The organism is Marinobacter sp. UBA3604, from assembly GCF_002375325.1.
Lineage (GTDB): Bacteria > Pseudomonadota > Gammaproteobacteria > Pseudomonadales > Oleiphilaceae > Marinobacter > Marinobacter salarius.
The window spans coordinates 1-23,380 of record NZ_DFMB01000053.1; the positions used below are offsets into that span (position 1 = coordinate 1).

General features: G+C 56.9%; 23 protein-coding genes and 1 tRNA gene. 17 read left to right on the forward strand and 7 right to left on the reverse strand.

Annotated elements, in window-relative coordinates; all coding sequences use genetic code 11:
- Positions 1-80 precede the first annotated feature (80 nt).
- The gene (locus B2590_RS15750) at positions 81-662 is read right to left on the reverse strand and encodes a cold shock domain-containing protein (RefSeq protein ID WP_036206100.1); all 582 of its coding nucleotides are present in this window, start codon (positions 660-662) and stop codon (positions 81-83) included.
- Between the two features lie 244 nt (positions 663-906).
- On the opposite strand from B2590_RS15750, the gene B2590_RS15755 reads away from it, so the two are divergent.
- Complete coding sequence (locus tag B2590_RS15755) at positions 907-1,125, forward strand: SlyX family protein (RefSeq protein ID WP_007151799.1); 219 nt, start codon at positions 907-909, stop codon at positions 1,123-1,125.
- Here the strand turns inward: B2590_RS15755 and dapE are convergent, their stop codons facing one another.
- The 6 genes from dapE to map are packed head-to-tail and all read right to left on the reverse strand — an operon-like array spanning position 1,126 to position 8,263.
- Positions 1,126-2,274, reverse strand: coding sequence for a succinyl-diaminopimelate desuccinylase (dapE, locus tag B2590_RS15760; protein ID WP_136634017.1), 1,149 nt, complete (start codon positions 2,272-2,274; stop codon positions 1,126-1,128).
- Positions 2,261-3,289: a 2,3,4,5-tetrahydropyridine-2,6-dicarboxylate N-succinyltransferase gene (gene dapD, locus B2590_RS15765; RefSeq protein WP_007151797.1), complete on the reverse strand. Its 1,029-nt coding sequence runs from the start codon at positions 3,287-3,289 to the stop codon at positions 2,261-2,263. Before dapD ends, dapE begins: the two co-directional genes overlap by 14 nt.
- Positions 3,290-3,306: 17 nt before the next feature.
- Complete coding sequence (locus B2590_RS15770) at positions 3,307-3,651, reverse strand: ArsC family reductase (RefSeq protein WP_085681322.1); 345 nt, start codon at positions 3,649-3,651, stop codon at positions 3,307-3,309.
- Positions 3,648-4,850 (reverse strand): succinyldiaminopimelate transaminase, encoded by a 1,203-nt coding sequence (gene dapC, locus B2590_RS15775; protein WP_286810429.1) that lies wholly within the window; start codon positions 4,848-4,850, stop codon positions 3,648-3,650. Before dapC ends, B2590_RS15770 begins: the two co-directional genes overlap by 4 nt.
- Complete coding sequence (locus B2590_RS15780) at positions 4,847-7,492, reverse strand: [protein-PII] uridylyltransferase (protein ID WP_036206116.1); 2,646 nt, start codon at positions 7,490-7,492, stop codon at positions 4,847-4,849. Before B2590_RS15780 ends, dapC begins: the two co-directional genes overlap by 4 nt.
- Positions 7,493-8,263: a type I methionyl aminopeptidase gene (gene map / locus B2590_RS15785; RefSeq protein WP_041335145.1), complete on the reverse strand. Its 771-nt coding sequence runs from the start codon at positions 8,261-8,263 to the stop codon at positions 7,493-7,495.
- Positions 8,264-8,548: 285 nt separating this feature from the next.
- On the opposite strand from map, the gene rpsB reads away from it, so the two are divergent.
- The 16 genes from rpsB (at position 8,549) to B2590_RS15865 (ending at position 23,322) form a co-directional block, all read left to right on the forward strand.
- Entirely contained in the window at positions 8,549-9,301 is a 753-nt protein-coding gene (rpsB, locus tag B2590_RS15790) for a 30S ribosomal protein S2 (RefSeq protein ID WP_036206122.1), read from the forward strand.
- 90 nt (positions 9,302-9,391) lie between these two features.
- Entirely contained in the window at positions 9,392-10,261 is an 870-nt protein-coding gene (tsf, locus tag B2590_RS15795) for a translation elongation factor Ts (protein ID WP_036206125.1), read from the forward strand.
- A gap of 186 nt (positions 10,262-10,447) precedes the next feature.
- A complete protein-coding gene (gene pyrH / locus B2590_RS15800) occupies positions 10,448-11,176 on the forward strand; it encodes a UMP kinase (RefSeq protein ID WP_007151790.1) in 729 nt (242 codons plus the stop codon).
- Between the two features lie 42 nt (positions 11,177-11,218).
- Positions 11,219-11,776, forward strand: coding sequence for a ribosome recycling factor (gene frr, locus B2590_RS15805; RefSeq protein WP_040474182.1), 558 nt, complete (start codon positions 11,219-11,221; stop codon positions 11,774-11,776).
- A 75-nt stretch (positions 11,777-11,851) separates the two neighbouring features.
- Positions 11,852-12,622, forward strand: coding sequence for a polyprenyl diphosphate synthase (gene uppS / locus B2590_RS15810; protein ID WP_286810423.1), 771 nt, complete (start codon positions 11,852-11,854; stop codon positions 12,620-12,622).
- Between the two features lie 22 nt (positions 12,623-12,644).
- Positions 12,645-13,484 carry a phosphatidate cytidylyltransferase gene (locus B2590_RS15815; protein WP_075194517.1) on the forward strand — a complete coding sequence of 280 codons (840 nt, stop codon included), beginning with the start codon at positions 12,645-12,647 and terminating at the stop codon, positions 13,482-13,484.
- Positions 13,478-14,671, forward strand: a complete 1,194-nt coding sequence (gene ispC / locus B2590_RS15820) for a 1-deoxy-D-xylulose-5-phosphate reductoisomerase (RefSeq protein ID WP_174447637.1) — start codon at positions 13,478-13,480, stop codon at positions 14,669-14,671. The genes B2590_RS15815 and ispC overlap by 7 nt, the downstream gene beginning before the upstream one ends.
- Positions 14,672-14,720: 49 nt before the next feature.
- Entirely contained in the window at positions 14,721-16,070 is a 1,350-nt protein-coding gene (gene rseP, locus B2590_RS15825) for an RIP metalloprotease RseP (RefSeq protein ID WP_041335150.1), read from the forward strand.
- Between the two features lie 43 nt (positions 16,071-16,113).
- Positions 16,114-18,432, forward strand: coding sequence for an outer membrane protein assembly factor BamA (gene bamA / locus B2590_RS15830; protein ID WP_036206138.1), 2,319 nt, complete (start codon positions 16,114-16,116; stop codon positions 18,430-18,432).
- A 51-nt stretch (positions 18,433-18,483) separates the two neighbouring features.
- Positions 18,484-18,981 (forward strand): OmpH family outer membrane protein, encoded by a 498-nt coding sequence (locus B2590_RS15835; protein ID WP_041335153.1) that lies wholly within the window; start codon positions 18,484-18,486, stop codon positions 18,979-18,981.
- Between the two features lie 50 nt (positions 18,982-19,031).
- The gene (gene lpxD, locus B2590_RS15840; protein WP_036206901.1) at positions 19,032-20,057 is read left to right on the forward strand and encodes a UDP-3-O-(3-hydroxymyristoyl)glucosamine N-acyltransferase; all 1,026 of its coding nucleotides are present in this window, start codon (positions 19,032-19,034) and stop codon (positions 20,055-20,057) included.
- Between the two features lie 11 nt (positions 20,058-20,068).
- Positions 20,069-20,506 (forward strand): 3-hydroxyacyl-ACP dehydratase FabZ, encoded by a 438-nt coding sequence (gene fabZ, locus B2590_RS15845; protein WP_036206143.1) that lies wholly within the window; start codon positions 20,069-20,071, stop codon positions 20,504-20,506.
- On the forward strand, positions 20,506-21,297 hold the full coding sequence (gene lpxA, locus B2590_RS15850) for an acyl-ACP--UDP-N-acetylglucosamine O-acyltransferase (RefSeq protein ID WP_036206145.1): 792 nt from the start codon (positions 20,506-20,508) through the stop codon (positions 21,295-21,297). Before fabZ ends, lpxA begins: the two co-directional genes overlap by 1 nt.
- A gap of 19 nt (positions 21,298-21,316) precedes the next feature.
- Positions 21,317-22,501, forward strand: coding sequence for a lipid-A-disaccharide synthase (lpxB, locus tag B2590_RS15855; protein ID WP_052479682.1), 1,185 nt, complete (start codon positions 21,317-21,319; stop codon positions 22,499-22,501).
- Positions 22,498-23,175 (forward strand): ribonuclease HII, encoded by a 678-nt coding sequence (rnhB, locus tag B2590_RS15860; RefSeq protein ID WP_041335156.1) that lies wholly within the window; start codon positions 22,498-22,500, stop codon positions 23,173-23,175. The genes lpxB and rnhB overlap by 4 nt, the downstream gene beginning before the upstream one ends.
- Before the next feature lie 70 nt (positions 23,176-23,245).
- Positions 23,246-23,322, forward strand: a tRNA-Met gene (locus tag B2590_RS15865).
- The last annotated feature ends 58 nt before the right edge of the window (positions 23,323-23,380 follow it).

A 23,380-nucleotide genomic window follows, 5' to 3' on the forward strand; every position in this document is an offset into this window, starting at 1 on the left:
TCCCGGTAAAGTGCGATGAACCATAAAAAAGGGGGCAGCCGGTTGGCTGCCCCCTTTTTTGTGATGCACGTTCTCGTGGATCAGTCGCTCAGAATGGACACGTTGTCCGCCTGAAGGCCCTTGTCCGCTTCGACAACGCTGAACCGGACCAGTTGGCCCTGGCGCAATACCCGGCGGCCACGGCCACGAATGGCGCGGAAGTGTACAAAGACTTCATCGCCGCTATCGCGAACGATAAACCCGAAGCCTTTCTTGACGTTGAACCACTTGACGGTGCCTTCCTCATTGCCTTCAGGGGTGCTGTCGTCGTAGTCATCGTCATCCTCGTAATCCGGTTGGGATTGCTGCTTGCGCGGGGCCGGCTGGCGAGGTGCCGTGCTGGCGCGAGGCGCTTGCTGCTTCACGGCTGAGGGTTTCTTGGCTGCCAGAGCGACGGTAACGAAGCCTGCCAGGCCGAAAAGGACAACCGCAATAATATAGGCTGCGATGCCCTGGGCGCTGCCCAATACAAACGTGGTACTGGTTGCTTCCTCGCTAGTGCCGGCCTGAGACAGAATCTGGAAGAGTTCCGGGGTGAAAGTCACCAACAGAAAACCGAGGATAAAAGGTGACGGAATCGCGACCAGGAGAGCAAGGACGATCGCTTTTGCTGGGTTTTGCATGGACTGAAGTTTCTCCATTCATCTAACGCTAACGATAAAGAGCCGGATATCGGGTAAAATCGGGTCTCCGGCGGTGAAAACCGCTGGGGCCAGCAGGACATAAACGGGTCTTGCAGGTTCCCCGGCGGGCAAAAGCGGGATGATACCAGATAACGGGGAGCGCTGACCAAGCGGCGTGTCCGCCGACACCAAATTGATCACACAATACCTTGATGGGAATCCTTCCCGGAGAACCAAAAACCTTATGAGCGACAAAGATCTGCAAGCCCGGCTGGACGAACTGGAAACGCGTCTGGCATTCCAGGACGACATCATTCATACCCTGAGCGAGCAGGTGGCCCGTCAGGAGCTGGATATCCGGGAACTCTGGGAGGCGAAGAAGCAGCTGAACACTCAGCTCAAGGAAGTGTCGTCATCGAACATCAGAAAGGAGGAGGACGAAACGCCTCCTCCCCACTACTGATCAGGCCAGCAGTTCCACAAGTACCTGCTCGTAAATCTCTGACAGGGTGTCCAGGTCTGCGGCTTTCACGCACTCATTGACTTTGTGGATGGTGGCGTTGATGGGGCCAAGTTCCAGAACCTGGGCGCCGGTCGGAGCGATAAAGCGTCCATCCGACGTACCGCCCGAGGTAGACAGCTCGGTTTCCCTGCCGGTAACGGAGCGGATGGCACTTTGTGCCGCCGAAACCAACGATCCACTATCGGTCAGGAATGGCCGGCCGCTCAGATGCCATTGCAGGTCATACTTCAACTCGTGGCGGTCGAGAATGGCAACCACTCTTTCTTCCAGGCTTTCCGCTGTGTTTTCCGTGCAGTAGCGGAAATTGAAGTGAACCAGGCACTCGCCGGGGATGATGTTGCTCCCGGTGCCAGCTTCGATCCTAGTGATCTGGAAGGTGGTTGGCGGGAAGAAGTCATTGCCACTGTCCCAGAATTCCTTCGCGAGGGCGTCCAGAGCCGGGGCAACGGTATGAATCGGGTTTTCCGCCAGGTGCGGGTAGGCCACGTGCCCCTGTGTGCCCTGTACTGTGAGATAGCCATGGAGCGAGCCCCGGCGGCCGTTCTTGATGACATCGCCCACCTCACGGGTGCTGGACGGTTCACCAATCAGGCACCAGTCGATTTTTTCATTCCGGGCTTCCAGGGTTTCCACCACTTTCACGGTGCCGTCCTGGGCCGGACCTTCCTCGTCACTGGTGATCAGCAAGGCAATAGAGCCCCGATGATCGGGATGGTTTGTCACAAACCGCTCGCAGGCTGTGACAAAGGCCGCCAGGCTGCCTTTCATGTCAGCTGCGCCCCGGCCATGAAGAAAGCCATCGTCAATCACCGCCTCGAACGGCGGATGACGCCAGTTTTTCTCCGGACCGGTGGGCACAACATCTGTATGGCCTGCAAACGCCAGCAGGGGGCCTTCCGAACCCTTGCGGGCCCAAAGGTTGTCGGTTTCGCCAAAGCGCAGGGCCTCGCCCTTGAAGCCAAGGGCAGAGAGCCGCGACATCATCAGTTCCTGACAGCCGGCGTCGTCCGGGGTAACGGATGGCCGGCGGATCAGGTCAACGGCGAGCTTGAGGGTCGGGGAAAGCTCTGCGGAATTAGTTGTTTGCATGCAGTTCTTCGTTCAGCTCGATGGCGGACTTGTTGGTCTTGCATTCAACCGCGCCAGTCTGGCTGTTACGGCGGAACAGAAGATCCGGCTTGTTGGCCAAATCCCGTGCCTTGATGACTTCAACCAGTTCGTTGTTGTCGTCCAGCAGGGCTACCTTGGTGCCGGCGGTAATGTACAGGCCCGCTTCGACTTTGCAGCGGTCACCCAGGGGAATGCCGATACCGGCATTGGCGCCGATCAGGCAGTTCTCACCAACGGAAATGATGATGTTGCCACCGCCAGACAGGGTGCCCATGGTGGAGCAGCCGCCGCCGAGGTCCGAGCCCTGGCCGATCATCACGCCGGCGGAGATGCGGCCTTCGATCATGCTGGTGCCTTCGGTGCCGGCATTGAAGTTGATAAAGCCTTCATGCATCACGGTGGTGCCTTCACCCACATAGGCGCCCAGGCGAACACGGGCAGTGTCGGCGATGCGCACGCCTTTTGGTACCACGTAATCCGTCATCTGCGGGAACTTGTCGACGGACTTCACTTCCAGGGTGCGGCCTTCGAGGCGCGCCTTGAGCTGGCGCTCTGGCAGTTCGTTCAGGTCGATGGCGCCTTCGCTGGTCCAGGCCAGGTTTGGTAGCAGGCCGAAAATGCCGTCCAGTTTCAGCTCATGGGGTCTGGCCTGGCGGCTGGAGATCAGGTGCAGCTTGAGGTAGACCTCTGGCGTGCTGGAGGCAGTGTCGTCGGTGTCCAGTAGGGTCACCACGACCGGGCGCCGGCTCTCGGCAGCTTTGCCCGCCAGGGCGGATTGCTCCATCTGGCCCAGCTGTCGTAATCCGTCCGAGAGCGCCTTGAGCTGATCGGGCGTCACCGATACCGCCTGATTGCCTCCCTGGTAATCCAGAACGTTTTGAGCCACTTCGATGAGGCCGTTATCGGGGGTGATGACCGGCTGCTGGTAAAACACTTCCAGCCACTCGCCCTGATTGTTCTGGGTGCCGATACCAATTCCGAATGCAAAACTCATTGATGTGCTCCTGGTTCTCAGTGTTTGAATCGTTCGGCCCACTCATCGGCACTAAAGCCGACGCTGACCGTGTCGCCGTGCTCAACCACGGGCCGCTTGATGATGGACGGATTGTCGAGCATCAGGTCGTGGGCGGATTGGGCGCTAATATTATCACGAACCTCGTCCGGAAGTTTGCGCCACGTGGTGCCGCGACGGTTCAGTAACACCTCCCAGCCGGCCGCCTGCTCCCATTGGCTGAGCCGGGCAGTGTCCAGCCCGTCCTTCTTGAAGTCGTGGAATTCGTAGTCGATGCCGGCGTCGTCCAGCCATTTCCGGGCTTTCTTGACAGTGTCGCAATTTCGAATGCCGTAGAGTTTCATGTCCTGTTTGCCTTTACAAAAGTCACAATGCGTTTGGCCGCTTCCACGCATTCTTCAACCGGCGCCACCAGGGCCATCCTTACCCGGTTTTCGCCAGGATTATGGCCATCGACAGTGCGAGAGAGGTAGCGCCCGGGGAGCACGTGCACATTCTGCTGGGCCGACAGTTCCCGCGCGAACGTTTCGTCGTCCATCGGGGTTTCCGGCCAGAGGTAGAACCCGGCATCGGGAAAGTCCACGTTCATCACTTCCCGCAGGATGGGTACCACCGCCTCAAACTTGGCGCGGTAGGCCGCCCGGTTCTCCCGCACGTGGTCTTCATCGCTCCAGGCGGCAATGCTCGCCAGCTGGTTGTGTATGGGCATGGCGCAGCCATGGTAGGTGCGGTATTTGAGATAGCCTTTGAGGATATCGGCATCGCCGGCCACGAAACCGGACCGCAGGCCCGGCAAGTTGCTCCGCTTCGACAGGCTGTGGAACACGACGCAGCGGGCGAAATCGTTGCGGCCAATAGCGGCACAGGTTTGCAGTAATCCTTCCGGCGGCTGACGTTCGTCCGGGTAGAGCTCGGAATAGCATTCATCGGACGCGACGATGAAGTCATGCTCGCACGCCAGTTCGATGACCCGCGCCAATGTCTCCCGGGGAATCACAGAACCGCTGGGGTTGCCCGGTGAGCACAGGAACAGCACCTGGCAGTTTTTCCATACGGATTTCGGAACCTTGTCAAAGTCCGGTATAAAATGGCTGTCTGCGTCGCAGGCAAGGTAATGGGGCGTTGCGCCGGCGAGGAACGCAGCGCCTTCGTAGACCTGGTAAAACGGGTTGGGGCTGACCACGGTGGCGCTCTGGCTGGATTCCACCACCGATTGCACCAGCGAGAAGATGCCTTCGCGAGTGCCATTCACCGGAACGATATGGTGCTCAGGCGTCAGTGATCCGGGTGTCAGTTCAAAGCGGCGGGTGGCCCAGCGCGCGATGGCCTGACGCAGTTCGTCGGTGCCTTTCGTTGTAGGGTAATTGGCGAGTTTGTCCAGATTATCCGAGATCACCTGTTTGACGAATTCCGGAGACGGATGCTTGGGCTCACCAATGCCCAGGGAAATCGACGTCAGGTCCTTGGGAACGCTGATGCCGGACTTGAGTTTGGTCAATTTCTCGAACGGGTAGGGGTGTAGCCTGTCCAGGTCGGGGTTCATTGGGTGTCATCCAGCATTTGGCAAAGATCCTGCTGCAGGGCCTGGCAGACTGCGGGGTCGCTGATCTGCTCGCCGTGCTCGTCGGTTACAAAGAATACGTCTTCCACCCGTTCACCCAGCGTCGCAATCTTGGCGTTGGTTAGCCGCACGCGATGCTCCAACAATACCTGTCCAACGCGGGCCAGCAACCCCGGGCGGTCCGGTGTGATCACCTCCATCACCGTGCGCTGGTTGATGGTGTCATTGGAGAAGGTCACTTCCGTGGGGAAGGCAAAGTGCTTCAGCTGTCTGGGAGTGCGGCGGTGGATGATGTCAGGGTAATCTTCCGGGTCATCCAGTTCCTCAATCAGGCGCATGCGAACCCGGTCCTTGCGGGCCGGGTCAATGCCCAGGGGTTTGCCTTTTTCGTCCAGCACAATGTAGGAACTGATGGAGAAAGGGCCTTCGCTTGAGCTGATGCGAGCATCGACGATGTTGAGGTTAAGTTGTTCCAGCACCGCCGTGGTGGCCGCGAACAGGTCAATACGGTCACTCATATAAATGATGATCTGGGAGTAGCCGTCAGTAGGGCCGCCCCGGGTGTCACGAATCAGCACCAGCGGGTCGGGATCATCGCCATGGCGGATGATGGCAGCGGTCTGCCAGGCAATGTCTACCGTGGAATCCTGCAGGAAGTAGTCTTCGTCCAGGGTTTCCCAGATTCCGTCGATCTGTTCGTCCGTCATGTTCTGGGCGTGGAGAATCTCCCGTGCCTCGGACTGAGTGGCGCGCACCCATTCCTGGCGGTCTACCGGCGTTTCCGAGCCGCGTCTGAGTGCCCTCTTGGTCTCGATGTAAAGCTGGCGCAACAGCGAGGCGCGCCAGGTGTTCCAAAGCTTTGGGTTGGTGGCGCTGATATCGCACACCGTCAGCACGTAAAGGTAGTCCAGGTGCACCTGGCTGGGCACGGCGCGGGCAAAGCCGTGAATGATGTCCGGGTCGGAGATGTCCTTGCGCTGGGCGGTCATCGACATCAGCAAATGATTTTCCACCAGCCAGGAGGCCAGTTGGGTGTCCCGCTCGCTGAGGTGATGGCGTTCGCAGAAGCTCTCGACATCAATTGCGCCCAGCTCTGAGTGATCGCCACCCCGGCCTTTGGCTACATCATGATAAAGGCCCGCAATATACAGGGTTTCGAGTTTTGGTAGCCTGTGAATCAGTCGGGATGCCAACGGGTATTCATTGCGGGCGTCGGCGCTGTCCAGCCGCACCATGTTGCGGATCACCCGCATGGTGTGGGCGTCCACGGTGTAGATGTGGAACAGGTCGTGCTGCATCTGGCCGATGATCTGGCCAAATTCGGGGAGGTAGCGACCCAGCACGTTGTATTTCTTCATGGCCGACAGGGTCTGGTCGAGGGCGTGGGGCGTCCGCAGCAGTTCCATGAACAGGGATGTAACGGCCAGATCCGAGCGGAAAGCGTCGTCAATCAGGTGGCGGTGCGCCCGCAGTGAGCGGATGGTGGTGGCGCGGATGCCCTTGATCTCCGGATGCTGCGCCATCAGAACGAATATTTCCATGATGGCATAGGGCGCGTAGGCGAAGACCTGATTGTTGACGGCTTCAATGTAGTAGTTGCGAATCTGGAAGCGCTTGTTCAGGGGCAGGATGTCGTCGTCACTTCCGGCGCCGAGGATGGCCTCGTCGTAGTACTGAAGAATAACGTCGGTCAGCTCCGCCAGGGCCAGCACGGTGCGGTAGTAGGACTGCATCATCAACTCGACGCCCAGCCGCTTGCCCTCATCCTTGTAACCCAACATCTGGGCGAGTGCCCGTTGATGGTCAAACAGGAGGCGATTCTCGTTGCGGTCGGCAATCAGCTGCAGGCCGAAGCGAAGTCGCCACAGGAAGGTTTCGCCCTGCAATAGTATCCGGTGCTCTTCTTCGGTCAGGATGCTGAAGCGTGTCAGATCCGCGATATTCTGCAGGCCGAAGTGTCGCTTGGTAATCCAGCCGATGGTCTGTATATCCCGCAGCGCGCCTGGAGAGCCTTTTACATTGGGCTCAAGGTTGTACTCCGTGTCCCCGTATTTCGCGTGGCGCTGCTTTTGCTCTTCCCGTTTGGCGATGAAGTAATCGCGGTCAGAGCTGATGGCGTCTGAATAAACCTGATGACTGAGTTCGTCGCGTAAGTCATCCGGGCCGGCGATGGTGCGGGTTTCCAACAGGTTGGTGAGAATCGTGACGTCTTCTCTGGCGGCATCCATGCTTTCCTGAATGCTGCGGACGCTGTGGCCGATATCCAGCTTCAGGTCCCACAGGAGTGTTATGAAGGCGCCAAGGTCTTCCTGCCAGTTCTCTTCTATACCGCTCCGGGTGAGGATCAACAGATCAATATCCGAGTGAGGGTGGAGCTCTCCCCGGCCATAGCCGCCGACTGCAACGAGAGAGATATCGGCAGAGGCGGCAAAGGCGTAGCGGTTCCAGATCAGGGCAAGAACGGTATCCAGGGTTCCGGACCGAGAATGGACCAGTGCGCGAACATCAGCTCCCTGCCGGAACGCTTCTGCGTCTGCGTTGTAGCGTTCCTTCAACAGCTCCCGGGCTGCTACAACAGGTGAGATGTCGTTGCTTATCCTGGATTCCAGTTCGCTGAGGTCCACCTAGAATGACTCTTCCGTGCGCTTGGTCAGTACTTCGTAGCCGTCCGACGTCACCAGGATAGTGTGCTCCCATTGCGCGGAGAGCTTATGATCCTTGGTCACCACGGTCCAGCCATCCGGCAGCAGCTTGGTGTGGTACTTTCCCTGGTTAATCATCGGTTCGATGGTAAAGGTCATGCCTTCCTGCAGCTCCATCCCGGTGCCGGGCTTGCCGTAGTGCATCACCTGAGGGTCTTCGTGAAACACCTTTCCAATGCCGTGGCCGCAATAGTCCCGGACCACAGAATAGCGATGCTTCTCAGCATGCTGCTGGATCACGTGACCAATGTCGCCCAGCCGGGCGCCAGGCTTCACCAGTTCAATACCTTTATATAGACACTCCTGGGTGATCTGGATCAGGCGTTCGCTGCCGGGCTTGGGCTTGCCGACGATGAACATCTTGCTGGTATCACCGTGCCATCCGTCTTTGATTACCGTGACGTCGATATTGACGATGTCACCGTCCTTCAGCACCTTTTTCTCGTTCGGGATGCCGTGGCAGACCACATGATTCACTGAGGTGCATACCGATTTCGGGAAACCCTTGTAGTTCAGCGGCGCCGGAATGGTCTTTTGCTCGTCCACCATATAAGCGTGGCAAATACTGTCGAGCTTCTCGGTTGTTACGCCCGGTTTGACGTGTTCGCCAATCATCTCAAGAACTTCGGCCGCCAGGCGGCCAGCGACACGCATCTTCTCGATTTCTTCCGGAGTCTTGATCGATACCTGCATTGGGGTTCCCGTTGATTTGGATCAAACACGCATTTTAAGGGGGAGTGTTGCCCGGTACAAGGAAGAGGCGGTTTTGCAGTGCTTTACGGGACACAAATTAATGGAATCCGGCGGGCGATTTATGGTATAAACGCGCCCGCTGGAAACAAATCCGGCAAATTCGCACACACGTCGGCACGTTGTCCCAGGGTGCCTGCTCATGTTGTCTCTATATAAAGGCGACGGAGCCAGGTTGGGGCAATCGGACGTGTGGAGGACTAACCCGAAGCTAAAAAGGTAAATATCATGGCTCAGGTAAATATGCGTGACCTGCTGAAAGCAGGCGCCCACTTCGGTCACCAGACTCGTTACTGGAACCCGAAAATGTCGAAGTTCATCTTCGGCGCTCGCAACAAGATTCATATCATCAACCTTGAGCAGACTGTTCCTGCCATGAACGATGCGTTGAACTTCGTTCATAACCTCGCGGGCAACAAGAACAAGATCCTGTTCGTTGGCACCAAGCGTGCGGCGGCCAAGATCATCAAGGAAGAAGCACTGCGCTCCAGTCAGCCATACGTGAACCATCGCTGGTTGGGCGGCATGCTGACCAACTACAAGACCATTCGCCAGTCAATCCGTCGCTATCGCGACCTGGAAGCACAGAGCCAGGACGGTACGTTCGACAAGCTGACCAAGAAAGAAGCTCTGGATCGTACCCGCGAAATGGACCGTCTTGAGCGTTCAATCGGCGGTATCAAGGACATGGGTGGCCTGCCGGACGCCATGTTCGTGATCGATGTTGACCACGAGCGTATCGCCATCAAGGAAGCCAACAAGCTGGGCATTCCTGTGATCGGCGTTGTTGATACCAACAGCGACCCTGACGGCGTTGATTACGTGATTCCGGGCAACGACGATGCCATCCGCGCGATCCAGATTTACGTGCAGGCCGTTGCTGAAACCTGCATCGAAGCGGCCCAGTCTGCCGGTGCCGGCGCTGACGAGTTTGTAGAAGTCAGCGAAGACGCGGAAGGTGCTGCTCCCGCTGCGGAGTAATAGTTCCTTCGCGAACAGGTTGTAGGGTGTGCCCGTGGTTTACCTCCGGGCACACCGGTCCAGAATTCGGAACAGTTAAGAGGAATGAACATGGCTGCAATTACTGCTGCAATGGTCAAAGAGCTTCGTGAGCGCACCGGCCTTGGCATGATGGAATGCAAAAAGGCATTGGTGGAAGCTGGCGGAAGCGTTGATGCCGCAATTGAAGAGCTGCGTAAGTCTTCCGGCCTGAAGGCTGCCAAGAAGGCGGGTCGTACCGCTGCTGAAGGTGTTTCCCTGATCAAGGTGTCTGACGACAACACTGTCGCTTACATCCTGGAAGTGAACTCCGAGACTGATTTTGTTGCTCGTGATGACAACTTCATGAATTTCGCCAACGACGTTCTGAATGTTGCGTTTGAGAACAGCAGAACAGACGTTGCCGAACTGATGGAAGGCGATCTGGAAGCCAAGCGTGAAGCGCTGGTTCAGAAGATCGGCGAGAACATCACCGTTCGTCGTATCGTACGGGTGGAAGGCCCGGTTGTGGGTGCTTACGTTCACAGCACCAACAAGATTGCGTCTGTTGTGGCCCTCACCGCAGGCAGCGCTGAAGTTGCTCGGGACGTTGCCATGCACGTTGCCGCTGTTAACCCGCGGGTTGGCAAGCCGGAAGACATGCCGGCCGACGAGCTTGAGAAAGAAAAAGCGGTCATCAAGGCCCAGCCTGATATGGAAGGCAAGCCTGCTGAAATCGTCGAAAAGATGATGGGTGGCCGGATCAAGAAATTCCTGGCGGAGAACAGCCTGGTCGAGCAGCCGTTCGTCAAGAATCCTGACCAAAGCGTGGGTCAGCTGATTAAGGACAACGGCGGTGAGCTGGTTAGCTTTGTTCGCCTGGAAGTCGGTGAAGGTATCGAGAAGGAAGAAGTGGATTTTGCGGCAGAGGTCGCTGCTGCGGCAGGTACCGGCAAGTCCTGATCCTTCTGACAGGTGCCAGGGCGATGTCCGGGGCACCTTCCAAGTCTGCCACGTTAGCCGGAATTTTCCGGTTCTCGTGGCGGGCTTGTATCTGAGATACCCCTTTTTATTGAGGAGTATGTCAGATACAAGCCTGAGAAGCTTGTCCTGCCAGGCACCAAGCCAGACACATAGAAGGGGATCCTCATGCCGAAGTCGTCCAATACCCAGCCCAGATACAAACGCGTCCTGCTCAAACTCAGTGGTGAAGCCTTGATGGGCGAGCACGATTTTGGCATTGATCCAAAAGTGCTTGATCGGATGGCATTGGATATTGGTTCGCTCATTGGCATTGGTGTTCAGGTAGGCCTGGTCGTTGGCGGCGGCAATCTGTTTCGCGGTGCGGCGTTGAACGCCGCTGGCATGGACAGGGTGACCGGCGACCATATGGGCATGCTGGCAACGGTCATGAATGGACTGGCTATGCGTGACGCCCTGGAGCGATCCAATATCCGTACCCGGGTTATGTCCGCCATCCCTATGAGTGGTATTGTTGAGCATTATGATCGCCGCCGGGCGGTACGCGACCTGAAAGACGGCGATGTGGTGATTTTCTGTGCAGGCACCGGTAACCCGTTCTTTACGACCGACTCAGCCGCTTGTTTGCGGGGGATCGAAATTGAAGCGGATGCCGTGCTGAAGGCAACCAAGGTTGATGGCGTTTATTCCGCCGATCCCTACAAGGATCCGACTGCGGAAAAATACGATCGTCTCACCTATGACGAAGTGCTGGACAAAAAGCTGGGCGTGATGGATCTGACCGCTATATGTCTTGCGCGAGATCATGGCATGCCTCTCCGGGTCTTCGACATGAACCGCTCTGGCGCGTTGACCCGTATCGTGACCGGAGAGTCGGAAGGCACACTGATTGAATAATCTGATTGAGACATTTTGTACAACGAATCCGAGGACGCTGCAGTGATTGACGATATTAAAGCTGATGCTGAAAAGAAGATGAAGAAAAGCCTTGAATCCCTGAGCTGGGCTTTCAACAAGATCCGTACCGGGCGAGCACATCCGTCCATCCTGGACAGCGTAACCGTGGATTACTACGGCCAGGAGACACCGCTCAAGCAGGTGGCGAGCGTGAACGTTGAGGATAACCGTACGTTGGCTGTGTCGCCTTGGGAAAAGCCGCTGTTACCGAAGATCGAAAAAGCGATCATGATGTCGGATCTGGGTCTGAACCCGTCCAACAACGGTGAGGTTATTCGAATTCCCATGCCGATGCTGACCGAGGAAACCCGTAAGGAAATGGTCAAGCAGGCCAGGGCTGATGCGGAGCACGGCAAGGTTTCCGTCCGCAACGCGCGTCGCGATGCCAACAGCACGCTGAAAGAGCTGCTGAAGGAAAAAGACATCAACGAAGACGAAGAGCGTTACGGTGAGGAAGAAATCCAGAAGTTGACTGACCGTTATATCGCTGAGATCGAGAAGCAGCTCAAGGCCAAGGAAGAGGACCTGATGGCTGTCTGATCAGCCGGTCCAATTCAGCACAATGATCAGCCGGTGCCATTGCAGTTGTCCGGTATCGGCTGAACAGGGGATTGCATGACGGAAAGTGTATCCGCAGAGATTCCGGTTTCGGCTGGTAGCCGGCCCCGGCATGTGGCCATTATCATGGATGGTAACAATCGCTGGGCCAAAGCCCGGCGACTGAAAGGTGTCGCTGGCCACAAAGCCGGCGTGAAAGCAGTGAGATCAGTGGTTGAAACCTGTGCCCGGGAAGGGGTGGAGGTACTTACCCTGTTTGCGTTTTCCAGCGAGAACTGGCGCCGTCCCGAGGATGAAGTGTCGGCTCTGATGCGCCTGTTCCTGTTTGCGTTGGAGCGGGAAGTCAAAAAGTTGCACCGCAACGACATCTGCCTGCGCATTATCGGCGATCGCTCCGCGTTTAGTACAAACCTGCAGGAACATATGGAGCGCGCCGAGGCGCTTACTCGCGACAATACCCGGATGACGCTGGTTATCGCCGCTAATTATGGCGGGCATTGGGATATCACCCAAGCCAGTCGTAAAGTGGCTGAGAAGGTCCGTTCTGGAGAGCTGGCGCCCTCCGACATCACCGATGACCTTATTCAGCAACATCTGTCTATTGGTGACTTGCCCATGCCGGACCTGATGATTCGTACGGCTGGCGAGCAACGCATCAGCAACTTCATGCTCTGGCACCTGGCCTATACCGAACTGTATTTTTCTCCCGTTTACTGGCCCGATTTCCAGGCGCAGGAAATGGGGCACGCGTTGCAGGCATATGCGGGTCGGAAACGCCGTTTTGGTCAGACAGACGACCAGATAGCCAGCGTTTCGTCAGAACAATAACGACAAGATAGCGAACGATATCGTGCTTAAAACCCGTATTATTACCGCGCTTATCCTGGCCCCCATCGCGATTGGCGGAATTTTCTTCCTGCCGCCCCTGGGGTTCGCCCTGTTTACCGGGGCCATTATTACCGTTGGTGCCTGGGAGTGGGCCAACATGTCCGGCCTGACTGCGCCCGCGGCCCGTGTTGTATATGCCCTTGTGGTCGCGGCGGTGCTGTACGGACTGCTGAACGTTCCGGCAGTTGCGGTGCTTTGGCTGGCATTGTTCTGGTGGGTACTGAGTTTCCTGCTGGTAAGAAACTACCCCGGTGGTTCAGAGCGCTGGGGCGGCGTGCCTGCCCGTGCCCTGATGGGCCTGTTGGTGCTGGTTCCCGCGTGGGTAGGGCTTAACCATCTTCGCACTGGCGGCTTTCAGTTCGGCGACAGTGCCAATAACCTCCTACTGATTCTTTATGTTTTCTGCGTGGTCTGGGTCGCGGATATCGGCGCCTATTTTGCCGGCCGTGCGTTTGGCAAAGCGAAGCTTGCACCCAGGGTCAGTCCGGGAAAATCCTGGGCGGGTGTCTGGGGTGGTCTGGTGGCGGTCGCGATCTTCGCAATTGTGATCAGTGTGCTGGCCTCAGCCACCACCATGCAGTTGCTGCTTCTGGTTGTTGCCAGCCTGATTACCGGTGCCGTTTCCGTGCTTGGCGATCTGCTGGAAAGCATGCTGAAACGTTTCAGGGGTATTAAGGATAGCAGTCAGCTATTGCCGGGCCATGGCGGTATCATGGACAGAATCGACAGCCTGACGGCTGCCATCCCGGTGTTCGCCCTGATCATCACGCTGATGGGTTGGTTGACGACGGGGCAATGGTGACTATTGTGAAACGTCGTGTTTCGATACTTGGTGCGACGGGCTCCATTGGCCTGAGTACACTCGATGTGATTCGTCGCCACCCGGACCGGTTTTCGGTTTCAGCGCTAACCGCCAGTACCAGTGTCGACAGCATGGTGGAACTCTGCCATGAGTTTCGTCCCAGGTATGCGGTCATGGCCGATGAAAATGCGGCTGAAGCGTTGTCCCGTGCGTTAAGTGATTTGCCTGCCGTCCTGGTTCTCGGCGGCTCGGAAGCGTTATGCCAGGTTGCGGGCGATGATGATTCCGATACGGTTATGGCGGCGATCGTTGGAGCCGTGGGATTACCGCCTACGCTTGCTGCAGTGAGGGCGGGTAAGCGCGTTTTGCTTGCCAACAAGGAAGCACTGGTTATGTCGGGCAAGCTGTTTATGGATGCCGTTCTGGCGTCGGGTGCAGACGTTCTGCCGATCGACAGCGAACATAACGCCATCTTCCAGTGTATGCCGCCGGACAAGATCCGGGATACCCGTGGTGCGGGTATTACTCGCATTCTGCTTACTGCCTCCGGTGGGCCGTTTCGTACTCACTCGGCCGAATCCCTGCGCAATGTGCTGCCTGCCGAGGCCTGCAATCACCCCAACTGGTCGATGGGGCAGAAGATCTCAGTCGATTCCGCGACCTTGATGAACAAGGGGCTGGAGCTGATAGAAGCATGCTGGCTGTTCAATACCACGCCGGAAATGATTGAAGTGCATGTCCACCCGGAGAGCATCATTCATTCGATGGTTGAGTACGCCGATGGGTCCGTTCTGGCGCAGCTTGGTAGTCCCGACATGCGCACACCCATTGCTAACGGTCTCGCGTGGCCCGAAAGAATTGAAGCCGGCGTTGCTCCGCTGGATCTGTTTCGCATCGGGCAGTTTCACTTTGAGCGCCCGGACCTGGAGCGCTTTCCGTGCCTGAGGTTAGCAGCGGAGGCGTTCCACGAGGGCGGAACGGCACCAGCGGTAATGAATGCTGCGAACGAAGAGGCAGTGTCGGCCTTTCTTTCCGGTAACCTGTGTTTTGCGGATATCCCCCTTATCATAGAGCGTACGTTGGCAGCCACCGAGGTTGTACCGGCAGACAGTTTCGATACCATCTTCGCGAAGGATGCCGAGGGCAGGGCTGTCGCACGGGAACAGATACAGGCGCTGGCTGTCTGAACCATGCGAGTCCTGAGAGGCGGTTCTATCATCACCAACAGAGAGCATTATGCAGATCGTTGAAACCGTATTGGCGTTGATACTCACGCTGGGCATTCTGGTGACGCTCCATGAAGCTGGTCACTTTTGGGTGGCTCGCCGCTGCGGTGTCAAGGTTTTGCGGTTTTCTGTTGGTTTCGGGAAGCCTCTGTTTTCGTGGTACGACCGGCAGGGCACCGAGTTTGCGGTTGCGGCGATCCCTCTCGGTGGCTACGTGAAAATGCTGGATGAGCGGGAAGGGCCGGTGCCCGAAGAGCTCAAGGATCAGGCGTTCAATGCCAAGCCCCCATCGAAACGTATCGCTATTGCTGCCGCTGGGCCCATAGCGAATTTCCTGTTTGCCATTGCTGCCTACTGGCTGCTCAGCGTGGTTGGTTTCACCACGGTTGCGCCTATTGTAGGCGACGTCAGTCAGGGGAGTGTCGCGGAACGGGTCGGGCTCACCAGCGGCATGGAAATCCACCAGGTCGACGGCCGTCGTGTGACATCCTGGCGCGACGTGAACATGCGCTTGCTTGAGCGCACGGGTGAGTTTGGTGAGGTAACCATCGATGTCTCGCAGAACGGTAACCGCGGGACTCTGCGGGGAGCTCTGGATGGCTGGAGTCTAAGTGAGGACACGCCGAACCCGTTGAATGAGTTTGGTGTGACGCCCTGGCGGCCCGACGTACCGGCAGTGCTGGGGGAGATATCACCGGGTGGCCGGGCTGAGGCCGGCGGGTTGAAATCCGGCGACCGAGTGGTTGAGGTGGACGGCAAGCCAGTAGCGGACTGGTTCGAACTGGTGGCTTTCATACGCGAGGCGCCCGAAAAGCCCCTGGAGCTAACGGTCGAACGCGATGGCCGCATGGAACAAATCCGTGTGACGCCCGCGGAAAGAACGGCAGACGATGGCAGTGTTACCGGTTTTGTGGGTGCGGGTGTCAGCGAGGTGACCTGGCCTGATCACGTACTCAGGGATGTCAGTTATGGTCCCCTGGCAGCGATTCCCAACGCGGTCTCTGAAACCTGGGGTGACACTCGATTGACTCTGGTCGCGATCAAAAAAATGGTGACCGGATTGCTTTCTCCCACTAACCTTAGTGGCCCGATTACCATTGCCAGGATAGCGGAAGCCAGTGTAAGTTCCGGTTTCGAAGACTTTATTCGTTTTCTTGCCTACCTCAGTGTCAGTCTTGGGGTGCTGAACCTTCTGCCAATACCGGTTCTTGATGGTGGGCATATTGTCTATTACACCATTGAAGCCATCCGCCGGAAGCCTCTATCAGAGCAGGCTCAGGCGTTCGGACTGCGTATTGGAATGGCAATGATCCTTACATTAATGGTGTTTGCACTTTACAACGACCTGATGCGGTTGTGAGAATTGCGAACTCCTTACGCGCATCAACAGGCGAAATTATTGAATGAGACGTTCTCTTCTGGGTATAGCTGTAGGCTTGGTAGTCGCCACCTCAACCATAAAACCGGCACTGGCTGATGAATTCACCGTATCCGATATCGAGGTAGAAGGCCTTCAGCGGGTATCCGCAGGGACGGTATTTTCCGCATTTCCCGTTTCGATCGGGGAGCCGGTCGATGAGGTGGAGCTGTCCGATGCGATCAAAGACCTGTTTCGCACCGGCCTGTTTACCGATATCAAAGCCAGCCGTGATGGTGGTGTGCTGATCCTTACGGTTCAGGAGCGACCTTCAATCACGTCCATAGACATTGAAGGCAACAAGAACATTGAAACCCCCATGCTGATGGATGCGCTATCCGGAGCGGGTCTCCAGGAGGGGCAGGTATTTCGCAGGGCGACCCTTGAGCGACTGGAGCTTGAGATTCTCCGGTCCTACATCAGTCAGGGTCGTTACAATGCGCGGGTGAAAGCCACCGCCGAGGACCTTCCCCGCAATCGCGTTGCCATCAAGCTGGACATTAACGAAGGTACGGTTGCGGCTATCCAGCACATCAATATTGTGGGTAACGACGCGTTTGACGACGAGCGGCTGCTGGATCTGTTTGAGCTCCAGACCACCAGTTGGTGGAATTCCATCACCAGTGCTGACAAGTATGCCCGGGAGCGCCTGAGCGGCGACCTGGAGTCACTGCGGTCCTTCTACCTTGACCGCGGCTACATCGACTTTACGGTTGAGTCCAGCCAGGTCTCGATTTCTCCCGACAAGAAACAGGTTTTTATTGCCATCTCGTTGAACGAGGGGCCTCAATACACGGTGTCAGACGTCAACCTGCGCGGTGAGCTGATCGTACCTGAGGAAGAGCTGCGGGAGCTTATTCCCATTGAAGAGGGCGACGTGTTCTCTCGTTCCCGGATGACGGCGATTTCGGAAGCGCTTTCCCGTCGTCTTGGCCGCGAAGGTTATGCGTTTGCAAACGTGAATGCGGTGCCGGAGCCTGCCGATGACAATACAGCGTCAGTAACCTTCTTCGTGGAGCCTGGTAAGCGGGCGTATGTCCGGCGCATCAATTTTGATGGCAACGTCTCCACCCGGGACGATGTGTTGCGCCAGGAAATGACCCAGATGGAAGGTGGCGTCGCCTCCACCGACCGGATCGAATTCTCGAAAACAAAGTTGGAGCGACTTGGCTTCTTCGAAACCGTCGATGTGGAGACGGTTCCTGTGCCCGGTACGGATGATTTGGTGGACGTTAACTATTCCGTGGCGGAACAGGCAACCGGCAGTCTGTCGGCGTCTGTCGGCTTCTCGCAGGCCTCCGGGGTAATCCTGGGCGCTAACGTGTCCGAGAACAACTTCTTTGGCAGCGGCAAGCGTGTCTCCTTTGGCGTCAACGTCAGTGACTCCATCAAGAGTGCCAATTTTTCCTACCAGGACCCATACTACACCGTGGATGGCGTCAGCCGTGGTTTCAGCGTGTTTGCCCGTGAAACCGACTTTGAAGAACAGGATATTTCCTCTTACCTGCTGGATGAGTACGGCGGCCGCCTCACCTTCGGTTATCCTACGGACAACATTACCCGCCTTAATTTCGGGCTTGGTTATACGTTGTCCAAGGTGAAGGAGGGTGCATTCACCTCAGAAGAGGTCAAAACCTTCATTGATGAAGAAGGCAACGATTTCAACAATTATTTCCTGTTCGGTTCGTGGCGGCGCAGCACACTAAATAGGGGTGTGCTTCCAACGGACGGCTATAGCCTGTCGTTATCCGCTGATGTAGCGGTGCCCGGCAGCGACCTGACATTCTATAAGCTGAATCAGAAAACCGAGTTCTACCAGCCACTGAATGATAATCAGACCTGGGTATTCAGGGCGCGTTCGGAGATTGGTTACGGGGACGGTTACAACGGCCGAAGCGTGATGCCGTTCTACGAGCACTTCTACGCCGGTGGATATGGTTCGGTGCGCGGATATGAGGCAAACTCTCTCGGCCCGCTTGCTACCAATGCGCCGAACGACTTCTCCGATCCGGACCCCTTCGGTGGTAGCTTGTTGACGGAAGGCAGCCTGGAACTGATTTTCCCCACACCGTTTGCTGGGGATACCCGTTCCATGAGAACCGCGTTCTTCGTGGATGCGGGTCAGGTTTTTGATGCCGATAGGAATTTTGATCCGGCCCTGGATGAAATTCGCCTGTCGGCCGGTGTAGGATTCCAGTGGATCACGGCAGTAGGACCGCTGGCGTTCAGTCTTGCCAAACCTTTGAACGACAAGAGCGGTGATGACACTCAGGTGTTCCAGTTCTCCCTCGGCCAGACCTTCTGATCGTCAGGGCCGGAGGGGGTGCGAAAGACAATGATAAACAGGAGAAACAACATGTTCCGATATTCCGTTGCAGCGATTCTGTCAATGCTGCTGATCGCATTCCCGGCTGCTGCCGAAACCAGAATAGGTGTGGTTGACCTTCGCCAGGCCTTGTTCTCGTCCAGCGATGCGCGCGCGTTCAGCGAGACACTGCAGAAAGATTTCGCTGGAGAGGAAGCCAAGGTTCGTGAAGCCCAGGAGGCCGCCCGCAAGCTCAAGGAACGGCTTGAGAAAGACGGTGCCATGATGAATGAGTCCGAGCGCCAACAGATGGCTGCTGAGTTCCAGGAGAAAGTTAAGGAATTCAATTTCCTCAAGCAGCGCCTGGACTCCACTGTGGCCAATCGCAAGCAACAGTTCCTCGAAGAAGCCCGCCCGGAGGTAGACGCAGCGGTTAAGGAGCTCCTGGAAGAGAACAATCTGGACATGATCCTGCCCAGCGAGGCGGTGGTGTATGTCAAGCCTGAAATGAATCTGACAGAAGAGTTGCTAGAGAAACTGGACCGCTGATACGGAGGGCCGGATAATGGCCCGCCCGGATAAACCTTGTGGAGCTGACAATGACAAAGCGTTCGTACCGGCTGGGCGACATTGCTTCTGAGCTTGGCGCGGAGCTCAAGGGCAATCCCGATACGGAAATCAACGGGCTTGCGACGCTTCAGGCGGCTTCTCCGGGCCAGATAGCCTTCCTGGCCAACCCGTCGTACGGTCGCTACCTGACGGAGACCAGCGCTTCAGCGGTTATACTCTCGCAATCGACTGCGGACCAGTGTCCTACCAACGTCCTGTTACTGGATAACCCCTACCTCGGCTATGCTCGCCTGAGCCATTGGTTTGACCCGGCGCCAGTTCCAGAGCCTGGTATTCACCCGTCGGCCGTTGTGGCGTCTTCCGCGAGGGTCTCGGATACGGCCTGCATCGGCCCTCAGGCTGTTATTGAGGCTGAGGCTGTCGTGGGCGAAAACGTTGTCGTGGGCGCCGGCTGTGTTATTGGAGCCCGGTGTCAGATTGGCGAGCAGACTATACTGCGTCCACGGGTAACCCTGGCCCACGATATCGTTATGGGTAAACGTTGCCATATCCTCAGTGGTGCGGTCATCGGTTCCGACGGTTTCGGGTTTGCTAATGAGAAAGGAGCTTGGCATCGAATAGCCCAGCTTGGCCGGGTCATTCTGGGGGACGATGTTGAAGTGGGTGCGAACACCACAATTGATCGGGGAGCCTTGGACGACACGATCATTGGCGATGGCGTGAAGCTCGATAACCTGATTCAGATTGCGCACAACGTCAGTATTGGTGATCACAGTGCCATGGCGGCGATGGTGGGTATCGCGGGTAGCACACGTATTGGCAGCCACTGTGTTTTTGGCGGCCAATCGGGTGTGGCAGGGCACCTTACGATTGCGGATCAGGTCCACCTGACCGGCATGACGCTGGTTTCTGGTGACATTCGGGAGCCCGGCGTGTATTCGTCTGGAACCAGCGCCGACAGCAACCGGCAATGGCGTAAAAATGCTGTGCGTTTCCGTCAGCTTGATGCCTTGGCGCGTCGGCTTAAAGAACTGGAAAAGAAAATGGAAGGCTGAGGCCGCTACTGATGATGTATATCGACGAGATCATGGAATACCTGCCCCATCGCTACCCGTTTTTGCTGGTTGATCGGGTAACAGAGCTGGAAAAAGGACAATTCATCAAGGGCTATAAGAATATCTCCCTTAATGAGCCTTTTTTTACCGGCCACTTTCCCAATAACCCCATTATGCCGGGCGTGCTGATCATCGAAGCCATGGCGCAGCTTTCAGGTATTCTCGGCTTTGTGACGGTTGGCCGGAAACCCTCAGACGGCGTGGTACAATACCTGGCTGGTTCCAGTAAAGCGCGTTTCAAGCGCCCCGTGGTGCCGGGGGACAGGCTGTGCATGGAGTCACAGGTTATTTCCGGAAAGCGTGGAATCTATAAATTCGAGTGCCGCGCACTGGTTGATGATGAAGTCGTCTGTGTGGCAGAAATATTGACCGCTGAGAGAGAAGTTTGATGGCGACAAAAGAATGGTCGGGAGTCCATCCTCAGGCGATTGTGGACCCCTCTGCCAAGCTTGCCGACAACGTAACGGTTGGCCCATGGAGCTACATCGGCCCGAACGTTGAGATCGGAGAGGGGACTGAAGTGATGTCCCACGTGGTCATCAAGGGCCCAACGAGAATCGGCCGCAATAACCGCATATTTCAGTTTTCCAGTGTCGGGGAAGAATGCCAGGACAAAAAATACGCGGGTGAGCCAACCACGCTGGTTATCGGTGATGACAATATCATCCGTGAGAACTGCACCATTCATCGGGGCACGGTTCAGGATCGTGGTGAAACCTGTATCGGCAATGGCAATCTGCTCATGGCCTACGTGCATGTGGCGCATGACTGCATTATTGGCAATAACACCATCCTGGCCAATTGTGCGACATTGGCCGGCCATGTGTCCGTTGGTGACTTCGCGATACTGGGTGGCGGCACCATGGTTCATCAGTTCTGTCATATTGGAACCCACAGCATGAGTGCTGGTGGAAGTATTGTGCTGAAAGACATCCCTGCGTACATCATGGCAAGCGGGCAATCTGCACAGCCGTTTGGTATGAACGTGGAAGGCTTGCGCCGCCGTGGTTTCAGCAAGGAGGTGTTGTTGGCACTCCGTCGTGCTTACAAGGTTATCTATCGTCAGGGCCTGACTACGGAACAAGCCGTTGAAGAGCTCGAAAAAGCCTACTCCGATATTCCCGAAGTTACGCCCCTGATCGATTCCCTTCGTGGTGCACACCGCGGCATCATCCGCTAACCAGGGAGTGAATGCCCCGGTGACGGACCATCACGAAAACTCTGTAGCCAGCACCCGCAAAGTGACTTTCGCCATCGTGGCCGGAGAGGCGTCAGGAGATATCCTCGGCGCCGGGCTGATCCGTTCCCTGCGGCTCAGGTATCCGAACGCGCGGTTTGTCGGCATTGGTGGCGATGAAATGATCGCGGAAGGCTTCCACTCTCTCGTTCCTATGGAACGGCTGTCAGTGATGGGGCTCGTCGAAGTGCTCGGGCGAATACGGGAGCTGTTCGATATTCGCGCACGGCTGATGAACTACCTGCTGGCGACACCGCCGGACGTCGTCATTGGTATCGACTCCCCGGACTTTACCCTGGGTATTGAGCGCAGGTGTCGTGATGCCGGTATTCCGACCGCCCATTATGTTAGCCCGTCCGTCTGGGCCTGGCGGCAAAAGCGGATCTTCACGATCGCCAAATCTGTCAACCTTATGCTTACCCTGTTCCCGTTTGAGGCCCGTTTCTACGAAGAGCACGGCGTGCCCGTGGCCTTTGTAGGGCACCCCCTGGCGGACCGCATTCCAATGATGCCTGATACAGCTGGTGCCCGTCAGTCCCTGGGGCTTCTGGAAGATGCGCCGGTGCTGGCCATTCTTCCGGGGAGCCGGGGCGGGGAAGTGGAGCGTCTGGGTACTCTTTTTCTGGAGGCCGCCCGTTGGATCCAGGGCAGGCGTCCGGATTTGCAACTGGTGATTCCTTGCGTAAACCGGGATCGGGAAAAGCAGGTTCGGGCACTGGTGGAAGCCCTGGACGTGAAACTGGCGGTGACCATTGTGCGAGGTCGTTCGAGAGAGGTGATGGCATCGTCCGACGTGGTATTGCTTGCGTCCGGAACCGCCACTCTGGAAGCCATGTTGCTGAAGAAGCCCATGGTGGTGGGTTACCGGTTGAGTCGTGTCAGCTATGCATTGGTCTCAAGGCTGGTCAAGGTGCCTTATGTGGCCTTGCCAAACCTGCTGGCCAAGGAACAACTGGTTCCGGAACTATTGCAGGATGATGCTTCGCCCGAGTCTCTCGGAGAAGCCGTGCTTGAGCGCCTTGAAAATGAATCCGAACGCGCCCGGTTGACAGCCGCTTTTTCACAATTGCATGAACAGTTGCGACAGGGGGCTGACGAGCAGTCTGCTGCAGCCATCTCCGCATTGATAGAAGGCGGAGCAGTATGAGTAAGCGCCCCTTACCGCCGTTTGAGTGCCAATATCAGGGGCGACTATTGGCCGGTGTGGACGAAGTGGGACGCGGGCCGCTGGTTGGGGCTGTGGTGACGGCCGCGGTTATCCTGAACCCGGAAAAGCCAATACCGGGCCTGGCGGATTCGAAAAAGCTGACGGACAAGCGCCGTGAGGCTCTTTACGAACAGATCATTGAGCGTGCAGTATCCTGGAGCCTGGGGCGCTGTGAGGCCGATGAGATTGACAGGCTGAACATCTTCCAGGCAACCATGGTGGCTATGGAGCGTGCCGTGGCGGGCCTGCATGTCGAGCCGGAATATGTACTGGTGGACGGTAACCGCTGCCCCAAATGGCGTTGGACCTCTGAGCCAGTGGTGAAGGGCGACAGCCGGGTGGAGGCCATCAGTGCGGCGTCCATTGTCGCCAAGGTGACTCGTGACAGGGAGATGGCTGTGCTCCATGAGGAATTCCCTGAGTACGGCTTTGCAGGCCACAAGGGTTATCCGACGCCCGTACACCTCGAAGCGCTTGGTAGATTGGGTGCAACCGCTCACCATCGTCGCTCATTCCGCCCGGTTCAGGAAGCGATTGATGCCGTGGGTTTGTACAGCCGCGCCGCGGATCAGGAACTGCAATATCCTGGCGACTTGTTTGAAAATATCGATTGACAGGTTCCGGTCGAATCCTTAGTATACGCGCACGTTGATCGGGGGAAGCCCCGGTAAACAACCAGTTTGATGCGGGGTGGAGCAGTCTGGTAGCTCGTCGGGCTCATAACCCGAAGGTCGTAGGTTCGAATCCTGCCCCCGCTACCACTTATAAAAAGCCGGTCTTTGACCGGCTTTTTTTGGGTTCATCGCACTTTACCGGGAA